The following is a 15,522-nucleotide window of genomic DNA, read 5'->3' as shown; positions in this document are numbered from 1 at the left end:
TATCTGTTCATGTAACCCTCGGGGTTGGATCTGACGTCCAACTCCCGGGGGTCACTTCATGGATGGGTTTACGGCGTCTCCCGCCACCGGACCCACCCCGCCATCCCACGGAATGCATGCTGTTGCTGTTGCTTCGGCCGTTGCGGTTGCAGTTGCCTCTGCAGGTGCAGGGCTGCAAGCCCTGCCGAACAACCCTCAACCTTCGCAGCTGGCGAACACGTCGCGGTTGCGCTCGTACAGCGAGGTCTTCACCTGCATCAGGCCCAGCACCGACGGGAACAGGTTGTCATGGTCGGTGTAGGCCGCCGAACGCTTGCGCACGCACTGCAGGTCCAGCCCGCGGCTGCTGGCGAAGCCCTGCGAGAACCACATCGTCATCGGTACCCGGGTCTGCTCGGCCGGCGCGATGGCGTAGGGCACGCCATGCAGGAACAGGCCCTTCTCGCCCAGCGACTCGCCGTGGTCGGACAGGTAGATCATCGCCGTGTCGTAGTCCTGCATGCCCTGCAGCGTGCCGATGGTCTTGGTCAGGAAGTGATCGGTGTACAGCACGGCGTTGTCGTAACTGTTGGTGATCTCTTCGCGCGAGCAGCGGCCGATGTCGCGGGTATCGCAGGTGGGGGTGAAGCGGCGGAACGCGGGCGGGTAGCGCTCGAAGTAGGCCGGGCCGTGGTTGCCCAGCTGGTGCAGCACCACAACGCGGTCGCCCGGCTTTGCACGTACCTGGGTGGCCAGGTCCTGCAGCAGGATTTCGTCCATGCAGCGGCCGTCAGCGCACAGGCCCGGGGTGGTCGCATCGGACAATGACTGGAAGTCCAGGCCTTCGCACACGCCCTTGCAGCCGGACTGGTTGTCACGCCACAGCGGTGCGATGCCGGCACGGTTCAATACGTGCAGCAGCGACTGGTGCGCGCGGATCTTCTTCTCGTCGTAGTCGTGCCTGCCCCATGGAGAGAACAGGCACGGCAGTGAAACCTCGGTGCTGGTGCCGCACGAGTGCATGTCCGGGAAATTGATCACACTGGCCTGCGCCAGTTCCGGGGTGGTGTTGCGGCCACCGTTGAGCCCCCAGTTCTGCGCGCGCACGGTCTCGCCCATGACGATCACCAGCAGGCGCGGCTTGCTGGCCGGCGCGCGCGGGGTGGCCTTGGCATCGGTGCCGATCGGCAGCTTCGGCGCGCGCTGCACCGGGTTGTCACCGCGCAGTGCACGCGGCATGCCCAGCAGCACGTTGGCCGGTGTCGCGAGGTAGCGCACTTCGCGCTGGTTGCGCATCAGTGCCGAGACATCCTGGAACGAGATCAATGCACCGCCCACCGCGGTCACTGCCGCCACGACCAGGAAGCCGACGCGCCAGAGCAGGCTGCGGCCCCAGCTGCGGCGGCGCAGCTGCACGCGCCACAGCACCGCCATCGGCAGCACTGCCAGCAACAGCACCGGCCACAGCAGCGACACGGTCATCAGCTCACGGCTTTCCTTGGGATCGGTCGCCAGCACGTTGCGCAGCATGTCCGCATCCAGGTAGATGTGGTAACGGCTCATGTAATGCGCAGCGAATGCGGTCACCAGCAGCAACAGGCTGATCACCACCTTGGCGTTCCAGCGCCAGACCAGGATGCCCAGCAGCACGCCGTGCGCACCGAGCAGCAACAGCAGCAGCGACAGCGCGTAGCGCAGGCTGCCCGGATGGCTGGCCATCGCGCTGTGCCAGAACAGGCCATTGCCTGCCACCGCGAAGAACAGGCTGGTCAGTGCGATCAGTGCTTCGGTGGACAGCTGCGGCCGCCAGCGGCGAAGGTTCGCCAACGCGGGAAGGCGGGCGGGGCGTTGGACCGATGCACTCATGCGTTTGCCTCCTGGCGGTGGGGACGGTCCAGCTGACGGCGGGCCAGGACGCGTTTGACGATCAGATACAGGCCCAGCGAAAGCAGCCAGCAGATCAACGCAGTAGCAACGTCATGCGAAAGGAAATGCGCGCCCCGCAGCTGCTGGCTGACGCCGAATACCAGGCCGGTGCCAAGGCCGATCCACAACCCGGCCCAGCGCCATGAAGGGCGCCACAGCAAGGCGAAAAAGTACAGGGACAACCATGCATAGCCCGCGCTGGCGTGGCCGGCCGGGAAGCAGGCCTGTGCGGCCATGCCTGCGGGGCGTGCCGTGAAAAGCCCGATGAACGGCTGGTGGCCACCGTAGCGCAGCAGGTCCCAGGGGCATTCCATCGGCACCAGCGACTTCAGCAGGGAGATCACACCCGTGCCCAGGGCCATGGCAATCACGACATAAAGCAGCGCCCACCGCAGGGTGCGATCGCGACCCTTTCGCCAGTGGTGGAAGCACAGCAGGATCGCCACGAGCGCAGCAGCCGTGCTCAGCCACTTGCCGGCCTTGTGCACCACCGTGCGGGTGACCCAGGCGTCCTGTAGCGCCCAATGGCCACCCTCAAGGCGGAACAGGTGATCGGCGACCCATTGGTCGCCGCCGAAACCCATCAGCAGCGTAAACACGGGCAGACCGATTGCGACAGGCAGCCAGAGGTGAGTTACGGCGAATTTTGACGCCAGTGGCGATGTCGCAAGCGGCGCTACCGAATCAAGGGGACGGACGGGCATGCTGGGAAAGGGCGGGTCGGGAATCCGCGGCCATGCTCGTCACCTGGATGTCGGAGAAGGGTCGGACGCTCGTTCGTGCCGGGTTAATGCTTGCCCGGCACGGGTCAGCGTTCAGTCTTCTTCAGCGGTCGCGCCGGCCCGTTCGGCGTGGCATTCCGCGTCCCACGCGGTACCGGGAAGCAGTTGCCAGCGATTCCTGTTGGCAATACCGATATCGATCACCTTGCTCGGGTCCACGCACGGGCTCATCGCATCGTCCAGCACCAGCAGCCAGCGCTTGCCCGGTGCCTCGGCCAGCCACGGGCCGGCGTCGTGCCACTGCTCGGCCCAGGGCCGCTTGAAGCCGAACTCGCGCACCGGCCGGTCGGCCTGCAACAGGTTCTGCTCGCGCCAGGCCACCAGCGCCAGTTCGGCGTCGGGTCCGATCCGCGCGCCCACCCGGCGCATGAGTGCCGACGCCGAAGCGAAGGGGTCCAGGGCAGGCATCAGCACCAGGCCGTAGAGCATCCACAGCATGCCGTGGGTCAGCAGTACCAGCGTCGCGGCACGGCGTACCCGCAGCCACACGATCAGCGTGGCCAGGGCAATGGCGAAGGTCAGCAGGCCATCGCCCAGCACCGGTAGCAACGTCTCGGGCATGGCGCGGCGTTGCAGTTGCGCCAACGCCCATGGGTGCTCGGTCATCAGCATTACGCCGAGTACGCCGGTGGCCAGCATCAGCACCACGCTGTAGCCGAACAGGTAGCGGCGCACGCACACGCGGCGCAGCAGGCCGGGCAGCAGCGGCGCCACGGCCAGTGCCATCGCCGGCAGCATCGGAAGCAGGTACACCTCGCGCTTGCCCGGGCTGGCACTGAAGAACACCAGTACCAGTACGGCCCAGCCCAGCAGCAGCCACTGGCGGCGATCGCCACGACGGATGCGGCGCCACCACGGCTTGAACAGCATCGGCAGCAGCAGGCTGCCCGGCAGCCACAGGGTCAGGATCACCTGCAGGTAGTACCAGGCCGGCTGCCGGTGGTGCCAGGCATTGGCGTAGCGGGTGCCGGTCTGCTTGAACAACAGCTCGTGCGCGTAGGCCTGCAGTTCGGCGCTGGGCGTATGCAGCAGGGCCCAGCCCAGCGGCGCCAGCCACACGCCCACGCCCAGCAGGAACGCCGGGATCAACCACAGCAGCGTTGCCGGGTGCGGACCCTCCACACGGTGCCCGCGACGGCGCTGGTACAGCCACCAGCCGAACCAGGGCAGCACCAGCAGCAGCGGCAGGAAACCCACGCCCTTGGTCACCGTGCCGACACCGGCGGCGAAACCGGCCAGCCACAGCGCGGGCAGGTTGCGACGTTCGCACAGGTGCCGCATCAAGCCCCACAGGGCGACGGTGGTCATCCCCACCAGCACCATGTCGATCTGCGCACGCTTGGCCATCAGCCCGAACTGCAGGGTGCAGAACAGCGCCGCGAGGGCATAGATGGAATGCCGCGGCGACCACAGCCGCCGTGCCAGATCCGACACCAGCCACAGACTCAGCAGGGCGCCCAGCAATGACGGCAGCAGGAACGACCATTGCCAGCTGCCGACCACCTCGTAGGCGGCCGCCTGCAGCCACATGAACACCGGTGGTTTCTCGGCATACAGCTCGCTGCCACGATGCGGCAGCAGCCATTGCCCGCTCTCGACCATGGTCCGTGCGGCCAGCACGAAGCGCGGCTCGTCCGGTGGCTGCGGCTGCCGAAGGCCGATGCCCGCTGCCAATGCAGCAATGATCAGCAGCCACAACAGGGGCAGTCGCCAACGGCGGGGCAGGGCTACGGGCACGGCAGGCTCCGGGAGCAAAACGGCCATTCTGAGGTGGCGGGGGTGGGAAAAGCGTCAGAAGGGGGCGGGACGACCGCATTCCGACATGGGCGGCGCTACCATGGTACGAACTTCCGTGGATGTTTCGTGCATGCGTCTGTTGGTGATCGAGGACAACCGCCAGCTGGTGGCCAACCTGTTCGACTATTTCGAGTCGCGCGGGCATGTGCTGGACGTGGCCCCGGATGGCATCACCGGCCTGCACCTGGCCGGCAGCCACCCCTACGATGCGGTGATCCTGGACTGGATGCTGCCGCGCATGGAGGGACCGGAAGTGCTGCGCCGGCTGCGTGCCGAACACGCGTCGGAGGTGCCGGTGATCATGCTGACCGCGCGCGATGAACTGCCGGACAAGATCGCCGGTTTCCGCGCCGGTGCCGACGACTACCTGACCAAGCCGTTCGCCCTGCCCGAGCTGGAGGTGCGGCTGGAAGCGCTGCTGCTGCGTGCGCAGGGCCGCAACCCGCGCAAGCGCCTGCAGGTGGGCGACCTGGTGCTGGACCTGGCGACGCTGGAGGCGCAGCGTGAGGGCCAGGTGCTGCACCTGTACCCGGCCTGCCGCAAACTGCTGGAAGTGCTGATGCGGGCCAGCCCGGGTGCGGTGACGCGACAGCAGCTGGAGTTCGCCCTGTGGGGTGACGAGCCGCCGGATGGCGACCTGCTGCGTTCGCATGTCTACGAGTTGCGTCGCAGCGTTGACGGTCCGTTTGCCGAGAAGCTGATCCACACCCTGCCGCGCGTGGGTTACCGGTTGGCGGTAGTGGAGGGTGCCGACGTCGGCAGGAATGCTGATGAGGGCGCGTAAGCCGGGGCCGTTGTACCGGCGCGTGGTGTGGTGGTTGCTGGGCTATCTGGCGCTGCTGTCGATCGCGGTGTTCAGCGTCGGCAACTACGTGCACGAGCACGCCGAGCATGCCGCCTGGCGCGCGCTGCTCAACTCCGAGCTCGACAGCATCGTCGAGCATGTCGAGCACGAACCGCACTATCGCTGGCAGGATTCGGACACGCTGAGCCTGTACCGCTTCGACGCGGTCAACCTTCCCGATAGCCTGCGTACCCTGCATCCAGGGCTGCACGACGGCGTAATGGTCAAGGGCCGCGAGACGGCGGTGATGGTGCGTGAAACCCAGTCGATGGGACGGGTCGCGCTGGTACTGGACATCTCCGACTTCCATGACCTGGAACAGTTCGCCACGCGCTGGGTGATGCTGGCCGGGGTGATCATGATCTTCGTTACCGTGCTGATGGCTTCGTTCGGCATGGAGCGGATGGTGCGTCCGCTGAGCCTGCTGGCACAACACATCGCCGCGCTCAGGCCGGGCGTGCAGGGGCAGCGCATCGAGGTCGACCCGCGCGGCAGCTCAGAGCTGCACACCATTGCCAATGCGTTGAACGATTACCTGGACCGCAACGAGCAGTTCGTCGAACGCGAGCGGGTCTTCATCAGCACCGCCAGCCACGAATTGCGCACGCCGATCGCGGTGATGACCGGTGCCGCCGAACTGGCGCTGGAGCAACCGGGCCTGCCCGAGCGTGCGCGCCAGCAGATGCAACGGGTACTGCGCACCGCACAGAGCGTGGAGCAGCTGATCGAACTGCTGCTGGTGCTGGCGCGTGATCCGGCGCGACTGGCGGCGCGTGCCGAGCGCATCGCGCTGGACCAGCTGCTGCCGGAGATCGTCGACGACCATCGCCACCTGCTGGGCGACAAGGACCTGAGCATCGGCATCCAGGCCGCACCGGTGGACATCGTCGCGCCGCTGGCGGTGGTGCAGGCAGCGATCGGCAACCTGCTGCGCAACGCCATCGAGAACAGTGGCCGTGGCCACATCGAATTGCGCCTGAGTTCATCGGCGGTGCTGACCCTGCAGGACCCGGGACATGGAATGAGCCCGGAAGAGATCGCGGCGATCCATGCGCGGATGGCCCGTGGCGAACGCGCCGATCGTGGCGGCGGCATCGGACTGGATCTGATCGCGCGGCTGTGCGAGCACCTCGGATGGACCCTGCAGCTGCAGCCCTGCGAGCCGCGTGGCACGCGTGTCACGCTCGATTTCAGTGCCTCGCGACCGTGCTGATCCGGCCGTTCGTGTAAATGCCAACCTTGGTTGGCATGCCGTTCGTCGACCAAGGTCGACGCCTACCCAGGCGGTGGCTGTCCGTGTTCTGGTAGGTGCCAGCCCTGGTTGGCATGCCCCGGCGGTGGCTGCCCGTGTCCTGGTAGATGCCAACCTTGGTTGGCATGCCCCGGCGGTGGCTGGGCGTGCTCTGGTAGATGCCAACCTTGGTTGGCATGCCGTTCGTCGACCAAGGTCGACGCCCACCCAGGCAATGGCTGTCCGCTTCAACGCCCGTTCGGTCGCGCCACGTGCTGGTCGATCAGGATCACGTTGCCGTCGGGATCGGCCAACTGCAGATAGCCCGTACCCTGGCCATCAGGATCGGTGCGGACCGCCAGTTCGATGCCCCTGGCATCCAGCTCTGCCTGCAGCTCACGCACATCCTGGAAGTGGGGCAGTTCCTGCTTGTGCTGGTCCCAGCCGGGGTTGAAGGTCAGCAGGTTGCCCTCGAACATGCCCTGGAACAGCCCGATCACCGTGCCGTTGCTGCGCATCACCAGCCAGTTCTGTGCCGGATCGCCGCCGGTGACCGAGAAGCCCAGGGCTTCGTAGAAGGCACGGGAGGCCGCGAGATCCTTCACCGAGAGGCTGACCGAAAAGGCACCAAGCTGCATGGGTGGGCTCTCTGACGGGATGGGGGGTGTCGGCACTGCAGCATGACCGGGCGTGAAGACAATGTTAATCTCGATCTGCGCCGCCTTATGCGGCGCTTTTTTTTCTCCGCTCTTTCGATCGACAGAGGATCCCATGCCGACCGAACCCGCTACTGCCCTGATCAGCAACGACATCGTTGGACTGGGCCTGATTGCCGCCACCCTGGCCCTGATCTTCTGGGCCGCCAGTGGTCCAACCCCGCTGCTGAAGAAGATCTTCGCCTGGGTGCCGGCCCTGCTGCTGTGCTATTTCATCCCCGCCGTCTACAACACCGCCGGTGTCATCGATGGCCACAACACCTCGCTGTACAACCCGGTCGCGCGTGACGTGCTGCTGCCGGCCGCGCTGGTCCTGCTGACCCTGTCGATCGACCTGAAAGGCGTCATCAAGCTCGGCCCGAAACTGCTGATCGTGTTCTGTGCCGGTACCGCCGGCATCATGCTCGGCGCCATCGTTTCGTTCCAGCTGATGAAGCTGATCCATCCGGAAACCGTGGCGGGTGATACCTGGGCCGGCATGGCGGCGCTGGCCGGCAGCTGGATCGGTGGCGGCGCCAACATGGTCGCCATGCGCGAAGTGTTCGGCACCGATGCCACCACCTTCGGCCAGTTCGCGGTGGTTGACGTGGCCTGTGCCAGTCTGTGGATGGCGATCCTGCTGTTCCTGGCCAACCGCGCACAGCAGATCGACACCCGCAATGGTGCCGACACCCGTGCCATCGACGAGATGAAGGCGCGCATCAGTGCCTACGAGGCACAGAACGCACGCATTCCCAGCATGACCGACCTGATGGTGATCGTTGGCGTGGCCTTGGGTGGCGTCGGCCTGGCCCACGCCATCGCCGCGCCGCTGTCGGGCTGGTTCAAGGCCAACGTCAGCTGGGCCAGCCAGTTCAGCCTGGACAGCCAGTTCGTCTGGGTGATCCTGCTGTCCACGGCGATGGGCCTGGGCCTGAGCTTCACCCGTGCGCGCCGGCTGGAAGCGGCCGGTGCGTCGCGGCTGGGCACGGTGTTCCTGTACTTCCTGATCGCCTGCATCGGCATGCAGATGAACCTGCTGTCGCTGCTGGATCGGCCGTGGCTGTTCCTGCTCGGCGCGATCTGGATGGCCACGCACGTGCTGGTGCTGTGGGTGGTGGCCAAGCTGCTGCGCGCGCCGCTGTTCTTCTTCGCCATTGGTTCGCAGGGCAACATCGGCGCAGCCGCTTCGGCCCCTGTGGTGGCGGCGGCGTTCCATCCGACGCTGGCGCCGGTGGGCGTGCTGCTGGGTACGGTGGGTTATGCCACCGGCACGGGCCTGGCCTACGTCACCGGCCTGATCCTGAAGTGGATGGCCACCGGCTGAGTCCGGGCCGCCCCGGCGTCATGCCTGCGTAGATCCACGCCATGCGTGGATGCATTTCGAAGAAGGGGTCAGAGCCGTTTCCCGGAGGAAACGGATCTGGCCCCTGATGCTTTCCGCCGTCACCGGAAATCTGTCAAAGGTGCGGGTGCCGGGCGGCGAGCCCGGCACCCACACCCAACCCTCAACAGCAGCGGCCACCGTTGCGTCCGCCATAACGCGCTTCCTGGCGCTCGCGGAAGAACGTCTTGTAGTCCATCGGCTCCTGGTCCGGATGCTTTTCCAGCATGTGCCGGACGTAGTTGTCGTAATCAGGAATGCCACAGCACAGTCGTGCGGTCTGCACCAGGCGCCGCCAGATGCGGCGGTGCGCCTGGTACTGGCCGGCGGGAACCAGTTGGGTACTCATCACAGATCCACCATTTCATGCGGCTTCAGCGCCACGTACGGGGTCTCGCGGTCAGTGCGCTGCGGATTGCGGCGGGCCGCCAGGATGGTCTTGATCGAATACACCAGCACCGCGCCCACCACCAGCAGGAACAGCGCGGTCAGGCCGGTGTTGACGTAGGCGTTGACCACGATCTGCTTCATCTGCGCCACCGACTTGGCCGGTGCAGTGATGGTGTCGCTGGCGAGCGCGGCCTGGAACTTGTGTGCCTGTGCCAGGAAGCCCTGTGCCGGATTGCTGTCGAAGATCTTGATGAAGCCGGCGTAGGTGGTGCAGATCAGCAGCCACACCGCCGGCACCGCAGTCACCCATGCATAGCGGTCACGCTTCATCTTGAACAGCACCACCGTGCCCAGCATCAATGCGATGCCGGCCAGCATCTGGTTCGAGATGCCGAACAGCGGCCACAGCGTCTGGATGCCGCCGAACGGATCGACCACGCCGGTGTAGAGCAGGTAGCCCCACAGCGCCACGCAGCCGGCGGTACCGATGATGTTGGCGGTCCACGATTCGGTCTTCTTCAGGGCCGGCACGAAGTTGCCCAGCAGGTCCTGCAGCATGAAGCGGCCGGCACGGGTACCGGCGTCCACCGCGGTGAGGATGAACAGCGCTTCGAACAGGATCGCGAAGTGGTACCAGAACGCCATCATCGCGTCGCTGCCACTGGGAATCGCTTCGTGCAGGATCTGCGCGATGCCTACCGCAAGTGTTGGCGCGCCACCTGCACGATGCAGGATGGTGGGTTCACCAATGGCCGCCGCGGTCGCGGTCAGCTGCTCGGGGGTGATGGTGAAGCCCCAGGTGTTGGTGATGTAGTGCGCGGCCGAGGCCGCATCGGCACCGATCACCGCCGCCGGGCTGTTCATCGCGAAGTAGATGCCCGGATCGATGATCGAGGCCGCCACCAGCGCCATCACCGCCACGAACGATTCCATCAGCATGCCGCCGTAGCCGATGTAACGCATGTGCGCTTCATTGGCGAGCAGCTTCGGCGTGGTGCCGGAGGAAATCAGTGCATGGAAACCGGAGACCGCGCCACAGGCGATGGTGATGAACAGGAACGGGAACATGCCGCCCTTCCACACCGGGCCGTCGCCGCTGGCGGCGAACTGGGTCAGTGCCGGCATCTTCAGTTCCGGCATCACCACCAAGATGCCGATGGCCAGCGCGATGATGGTGCCGATCTTGAGGAAGGTCGACAGGTAATCACGCGGGGCCAGCAGCAGCCACACCGGCAGCACCGAGGCGACGAAGCCGTAGCCGATCAGCATCCAGGTGATCTGGGTGCCGGTGAAGGTGAAGGCCGGGCCCCAGACCGGATCGGCGGCGACCTTGCCGCCGTACCAGATCGCGGCGAGCAGCAGGATCAGGCCAACCACGGAGATCTCGCCGATCTTGCCGGGGCGGATGTAGCGCATGTACACGCCCATCAGGATCGCGATGGGCATCGTCGCAATCACCGTGAACATGCCCCACGGGCTTTCGGCCAGTGCCTTGACCACCACCATCGCCAGCACCGCCAGGATGATGATCATGATCAGGAACGCACCGAACAGCGCGATGGTGCCGGGCACCTGGCCCATCTCCTCGCGCACGAGATCGCCCAGCGAGCGACCATTGCGGCGGCTGGACAGGAACAGGACCATGAAGTCCTGCACCGCACCGGCCAATACCACGCCCACCACCAGCCACAGCAGGCCGGGCAGGTAGCCCATCTGCGCGGCCAGCACCGGGCCGACCAGCGGGCCGGCGCCGGCAATGGCGGCGAAGTGGTGGCCGAACAGCACGTGCTTGTTGGTCGGCACGTAGTCCAGGCCATCGTTGTTGATCACCGCCGGGGTGGCCCGGGTCGGATCCAGCTGCATCACCTTGTTGGCGATGAACAGGCTGTAGAAGCGATAGGCGACGAGGTACAGCGACACCGCCGCGACGACGATCCACAGGGCATTGATGTGTTCGCCGCGGCGCAGCGCCACGGTGCCCAGACAGAACGCGCCGAGCAGAGCGAGTACCGCCCAGCCCAGTTTGGAAAACCCTTTCATGAGGTGCTCTCTCCCGGAAAGACAGACAAAGAGTCCTGCTTGCCCACGACAGGGTCAATTGGCACAGGACGAATCAGCGTTAGTACTTTGGTCGTACGCAGGGGGCGCTGACGTGCAGCGAACATCAGGGATGGAACAATCGGTTGCGGTGCCATCCATTGGCCTACGGCCGTGTGGCGTCCATCTTCAGTGGCACCCATCCAACAGGAGTCGCCATGAGCTTTCCCGAACCGGTCCGCGTACTGCGCACCATCCGTGGCATGCCCACCTCCGACGGTGCCGGCGTGCGCCTGACCCGCGTCATCGGCGGCCCGACGCTGCCCGACCTGGATCCGTTCCTGCTGCTTGATGAGTTCGGTACCGACCGTGCCGAAGACTACATCGCCGGCTTCCCGGAACACCCGCATCGTGGTTTCGAGACCGTCACCTACATGCTCGACGGGCGCATGCGGCATCGCGACAACCACGGCAACGAGGGCCTGCTTACCCCGGGCAGCGTGCAGTGGATGACCGCAGGTCGTGGCCTGGTGCATTCGGAAATGCCCGAGCAGGAAAGCGGGCAGATGCGCGGGTTCCAGCTGTGGGTGAACCTGCCGGCGAAGGAGAAGATGACCGAGCCGAAGTACCAGGAATTCGCACCCGAGCGCATTCCCGTGGTGCACCCGGAGCCGGGCGTGGATGTGAAGGTGATTGCCGGCAGCGTGGACGGCACCGATGGCCCGATCGTGCAGCCGGCCACCGATCCGCTCTACCTCGACATCACGCTGGCGCCCGACCGGGCCTGGACCTATGCGCTGCCGGAGGGGCACAACGCGTTCGCCTACGTGTTCGAAGGTGCGATGACCGTGGGTGAGCAGGACGCCGCGCGCGACGTTGCACGCCAGGAACTGGCGGTGCTGGGCGGTGGCGAGCAGTTGCACCTCTCGGCCGGCAGCGAAGGTGCGCGGTTGATCCTAGTGGCCGGCCGTCCGCTGCGCGAACCGGTGATGCGCCACGGGCCGTTCGTGATGAACACGCGGCAGGAACTGATGCAGGCCTTCGTCGATTTCCAGGAAGGCAAGTTCTGAGAGAGTGCCGGCCGCTGGCCGGCAGCAGCCTCGGACAAAGGCGGATCGGGGTGCCGGCCAGCGGCCGGCACTACCGTCGGATCGGCTCGCATTGCGGGGATGCTGCCAGGCAGTCATCCCCGTCACCTTCAGCGCCCCGCGGCCACGGCCGACGGGGTCAGGCTCATGCCCTGCGCCAGCTGCTGCAGCGAGCCCAGTTCCTGCGCGCTGTCCGGATACAGCGAAATCTGCGCGTAACGCCCTTTGTCGAGCTTGACCACACTGATGCGACGCTCGGCATAGCCGGGCGGCTGCTGGCCACCCAGATCGGGCTGGTACCAGTACAGCGATTCACCGCCGAAGCTGCCCTTTTCCTGGCGCAGCGAGCGGTTCAATGGAAGGTTGGGATCGCGCGCACTGAGCATCAGGCTCAGTACCTCGCGGCCATCGCCGGTGCTGGCGCGGCAGACCAGGAAATCGGCCTGTGCCTGCTGTTGCCACTGCAGGCCGCTGCTGGCCGGCAATGAAGGACATTCGGTGGGAGCCTGTGCAGCGGCGGCCTGGGCCACCGCGAACAGCAGGCTCGACAACACTACAGGCGCGAACTTCATGCATCCCCCAAGGTGGTGTGTCGTTGGCTCCGCCGGATGGACCGGCAGCCTTGGCATCCCATCCCCGGATGCCGCCCCGGCCGGCATCTGCACGGACGGTCAACTCAACCTTAACGGAACGTGAGCGATCGCACAAATCGCTGTTACACGCGTAACCATTGCGGCCGGTGGTCGGCCGCAATGGTCCGCACAGGCCTCAGCGGTCGTTGCCGATCCACTTGTAGATGATGCCGCCGATCGCGCCGCCCAGCAGTGGGGCGACCCAGAACAGCCACAGCTGGCTGACCGCGCCGCTGCCGGCGAAGAAGGCCACCGCCGTGGAACGGGCCGGGTTCACCGAGGTGTTGGTGACCGGGATGCTGATCAGGTGGATCAGGGTCAGCGACAGGCCGATCGCCAGCGGGGCGAACCCGGCCGGTGCCTTGCCGTGGGTGGCGCCCATGATCACGATCAGGAACACGGCGGTCAGCACCACTTCGCACAGGAAGGCCGCGGCCACGCTGTAGCCGCCGGGGGACAGCGCGCCGTAGCCGTTGCTGGCGAATGCACCGGCCTGGCTGCCATCAATGGCGAAGCCGCTGGCGCCCGATGCGATCTGCAGCAGGATGAAGCCGGCCAGCAGGCCGCCGGCGACCTGGGCGATGATGTACGGGATCAGGTCCTTGGTCGGGAAACGACCGCCGGCCCACAGGCCGACACTGACCGCCGGATTGAAGTGCGCGCCGGAGATATGGCCGAACGCATAGGCGCCGGTCACCACGGTCAGGCCGAAGGCCAGCGCAACGCCGAGGAAACCGATACCCAGCGGATTGCCGTCACCCCCGAACTTGGCGGCCAGCACCGCACTGCCACAGCCACCCAGAACCAGCCAGAACGTGCCGAGGAATTCGGCGGACAAGCGTTTACCCATGCTCATGTGTTGCACTCCTTTGACGGTCGAAAGTGTGATTTATGTCACATTTCAATGATCAGCGGGTGACTGTAGCGTCAACGCCGGGTGCAGGCATACACCTTCGGATGTGTGCAACACGCGATGTTCAGTACTGCGGCAGCGGGATGAATTCCTTGTCGTCGCCCGGAATGGTGCCGAAGCGGCCGGCCTCCCAATCGTGCTTGGCCTGCTCGATGCGTTCCTTCGAGCTGGACACGAAGTTCCACCACAGGTGACGCGGGCCATCCAGCGGCTCGCCACCGAACAACATCGCCTTCACCGGCGTCTTCGCGCGCAGGCGGCCACGCGCACCAGCCTCGGGGATCACCAGGTGCTGGGCAGGGATGTCCACGCCATCCAGCTGCGCGTCGCCTTCGAGGATGTACAGCGCGCGCTCGCGGTGGCCATTGTCGATATCGATTTCCGCATCCGGGTCGAGGTCGATCGCCACGTTGAGTGTGTCGGCGAACACCTTCACCGGCGATTCCTCGCCATAGGCGCGGCCGGCGATGACGCGCAGCCAGGCACCGTTGCGACGCTGCTCGGGCAACGTAGCCGCGGCATGGTGGTAGAACGCCGGTTCGATTTCCTCGTGCGATTTCGGCAGCGCCACCCAGGTCTGCATGCCATGGATCGGGTTGTCGTGATCGCGGTCCGGCTGCGGCGTGCGCTCGGAATGGGCGATGCCGCGGCCGGCGGTCATCCAGTTGACGTCTCCGGGTCGGATCACCTGATCCGAACCCAGTGTGTCGCGATGGCCGATGGCGCCCGACCACAGATAGGTGACGGTGGCCAGGCCGATATGCGGATGCGGGCGCACGTCGATGGCCGTGCCGGGATGCATGAGCGCCGGGCCCATCTGGTCGACGAACACGAACGAGCCGATGCTGCGCGCCTGCAGGGTGGGGACGGCGCGACGGACTTCGAGTCCGCCGATGTCGTGCACGCGCGGGGCGATGATGGTGGTCATGCGGGCGTTCTCGCTGGCAGGGATCAGGTGATCAGCATCGCATGCGGCTGTGACGGGGACATGCCCCGTATGGGTAACAGGTTGTTCCGTAGAGTGGAGCTTGCTCGACTGGGGTTCCAGCCAACGGCGCAGCCCCTCGTGGCTGTGGGTTGGTCGCTGAAGGCAGAAGCAAGATCAAAAGCTGCGCTTGGCCGGGCGGGTGGGTGGCGCAGGGGACGCTGCAAGTACGTCCATGTAAGCTCGATCGCCGCATCCATGCGGCTCACGCCCCTGCGCCACCCACCCGCCCGGCCTCTGACAGTTTCCGTGTGCGTCCAGCCACGGAGAAGAAAAAAGAAAATCAAAGTCAAAATCAAACGCCGGTCGCTTCGCTCCTGGTGGCAACCAAGGTAGCCACCCACCAGTTCGCAGTAGCCATCAACCAGATTCGCGGTTCACCGACCGTCACCGGGAAACTGTCAGGGGTGGGGCGGTGTCGGGTTGCGGGGTGTCCGCGGCATGGATGCCGCGGCCAAGCCCCCAAGGTGAAGTGACCCCCGGGAGTTGGACGCTAGATCCAACCCCGAGGGATACATGAACAAATACGACGCGCGTTTCAAACTGCAGGTCGCCAAAGAGGCCTGCAAGACCTCCACATCGGTCAAAGCCGTTGCCCGTCGCCACGGCCTGGAGTTCTCCACGGTCAGGCGCTGGGTGGCGACCTATCGGCTGCATGGTTGGCGGGGATTTCATCGCCAGGCCCGGTCCTATGACCTCCCGTTCAAGCTGGCTGTCCTGGAGAAGATGAGCCAGGACGGCCTGTCCGGGCGCGAGGCCACCACCTACTTTCAAATTGGCGATGCCGGCGCGGTGGGGCGATGGCGGCGCCTGTATGCTCAAGGCGGTGCCCAAGCGTT

The 15,522-nt window shown here is 65.9% G+C and carries 14 protein-coding genes; 5 read left to right on the top strand and 9 right to left on the bottom strand.

Annotation, left to right across the window (positions count from 1 at the left end):
• Positions 1-195: 195 nt before the first annotated feature.
• The 3 genes from ACX9OT_RS21645 to ACX9OT_RS21635 all read right to left on the bottom strand — a co-directional run bounded on the left by ACX9OT_RS21645 (position 196) and on the right by ACX9OT_RS21635 (position 4,424).
• A complete protein-coding gene (locus ACX9OT_RS21645; protein ID WP_459003641.1) occupies positions 196-1,845 on the bottom strand; it encodes a phosphoethanolamine transferase in 1,650 nt (549 codons plus the stop codon).
• Positions 1,842-2,609 (bottom strand): phosphatase PAP2 family protein, encoded by a 768-nt coding sequence (locus ACX9OT_RS21640; protein ID WP_071229549.1) that lies wholly within the window; start codon positions 2,607-2,609, stop codon positions 1,842-1,844. The genes ACX9OT_RS21645 and ACX9OT_RS21640 overlap by 4 nt, the downstream gene beginning before the upstream one ends.
• Before the next feature lie 111 nt (positions 2,610-2,720).
• Entirely contained in the window at positions 2,721-4,424 is a 1,704-nt protein-coding gene (locus tag ACX9OT_RS21635) for an ArnT family glycosyltransferase (protein WP_049461541.1), read from the bottom strand.
• Between the two features lie 130 nt (positions 4,425-4,554).
• Here ACX9OT_RS21635 and ACX9OT_RS21630 point away from each other — a divergent pair, with 130 nt between their 5' ends.
• Both ACX9OT_RS21630 and ACX9OT_RS21625 read left to right on the top strand, forming a co-directional pair.
• Positions 4,555-5,268 (top strand): response regulator transcription factor, encoded by a 714-nt coding sequence (locus ACX9OT_RS21630; RefSeq protein WP_459003638.1) that lies wholly within the window; start codon positions 4,555-4,557, stop codon positions 5,266-5,268.
• On the top strand, positions 5,255-6,541 hold the full coding sequence (locus ACX9OT_RS21625; RefSeq protein WP_107431481.1) for a sensor histidine kinase: 1,287 nt from the start codon (positions 5,255-5,257) through the stop codon (positions 6,539-6,541). Before ACX9OT_RS21630 ends, ACX9OT_RS21625 begins: the two co-directional genes overlap by 14 nt.
• Positions 6,542-6,807: 266 nt before the next feature.
• On the opposite strand, the gene ACX9OT_RS21620 is transcribed toward ACX9OT_RS21625, so the two are convergent.
• Positions 6,808-7,197 (bottom strand): VOC family protein, encoded by a 390-nt coding sequence (locus ACX9OT_RS21620; protein WP_032129859.1) that lies wholly within the window; start codon positions 7,195-7,197, stop codon positions 6,808-6,810.
• Between the two features lie 133 nt (positions 7,198-7,330).
• On the opposite strand from ACX9OT_RS21620, the gene ACX9OT_RS21615 reads away from it, so the two are divergent.
• Positions 7,331-8,581: a DUF819 family protein gene (locus ACX9OT_RS21615; RefSeq protein ID WP_132810599.1), complete on the top strand. Its 1,251-nt coding sequence runs from the start codon at positions 7,331-7,333 to the stop codon at positions 8,579-8,581.
• A 181-nt stretch (positions 8,582-8,762) separates the two neighbouring features.
• Here the strand turns inward: ACX9OT_RS21615 and ACX9OT_RS21610 are convergent, their stop codons facing one another.
• Positions 8,763-8,987, bottom strand: a complete 225-nt coding sequence (locus ACX9OT_RS21610) for a YbdD/YjiX family protein (protein WP_005410613.1) — start codon at positions 8,985-8,987, stop codon at positions 8,763-8,765.
• Positions 8,987-11,068 carry a carbon starvation CstA family protein gene (locus ACX9OT_RS21605; RefSeq protein WP_049401342.1) on the bottom strand — a complete coding sequence of 694 codons (2,082 nt, stop codon included), beginning with the start codon at positions 11,066-11,068 and terminating at the stop codon, positions 8,987-8,989. Before ACX9OT_RS21605 ends, ACX9OT_RS21610 begins: the two co-directional genes overlap by 1 nt.
• 215 nt (positions 11,069-11,283) lie before the next feature.
• On the opposite strand from ACX9OT_RS21605, the gene ACX9OT_RS21600 reads away from it, so the two are divergent.
• Positions 11,284-12,135: a pirin family protein gene (locus ACX9OT_RS21600; RefSeq protein WP_071229553.1), complete on the top strand. Its 852-nt coding sequence runs from the start codon at positions 11,284-11,286 to the stop codon at positions 12,133-12,135.
• Between the two features lie 128 nt (positions 12,136-12,263).
• On the opposite strand, the gene ACX9OT_RS21595 is transcribed toward ACX9OT_RS21600, so the two are convergent.
• The 3 genes from ACX9OT_RS21595 to ACX9OT_RS21585 form a co-directional block, all read right to left on the bottom strand.
• A complete protein-coding gene (locus ACX9OT_RS21595) occupies positions 12,264-12,725 on the bottom strand; it encodes a hypothetical protein (RefSeq protein WP_071229554.1) in 462 nt (153 codons plus the stop codon).
• A gap of 196 nt (positions 12,726-12,921) precedes the next feature.
• Positions 12,922-13,641 carry an aquaporin Z gene (aqpZ, locus tag ACX9OT_RS21590; RefSeq protein ID WP_032129854.1) on the bottom strand — a complete coding sequence of 240 codons (720 nt, stop codon included), beginning with the start codon at positions 13,639-13,641 and terminating at the stop codon, positions 12,922-12,924.
• Positions 13,642-13,762: 121 nt separating this feature from the next.
• Positions 13,763-14,626, bottom strand: coding sequence for a pirin family protein (locus tag ACX9OT_RS21585; protein WP_032129853.1), 864 nt, complete (start codon positions 14,624-14,626; stop codon positions 13,763-13,765).
• A gap of 573 nt (positions 14,627-15,199) precedes the next feature.
• On the opposite strand from ACX9OT_RS21585, the gene ACX9OT_RS21580 reads away from it, so the two are divergent.
• Positions 15,200-15,522: transposase (locus ACX9OT_RS21580; RefSeq protein ID WP_459003633.1), on the top strand; the 323-nt coding region annotated here is incomplete at its 3' end.

The organism is Stenotrophomonas genospecies 3 (genome assembly GCF_054473855.1).
The sequence above is the reverse complement of the archived record's forward strand: the minus strand, read 5'-3'. Positions and strand labels throughout refer to the sequence as shown.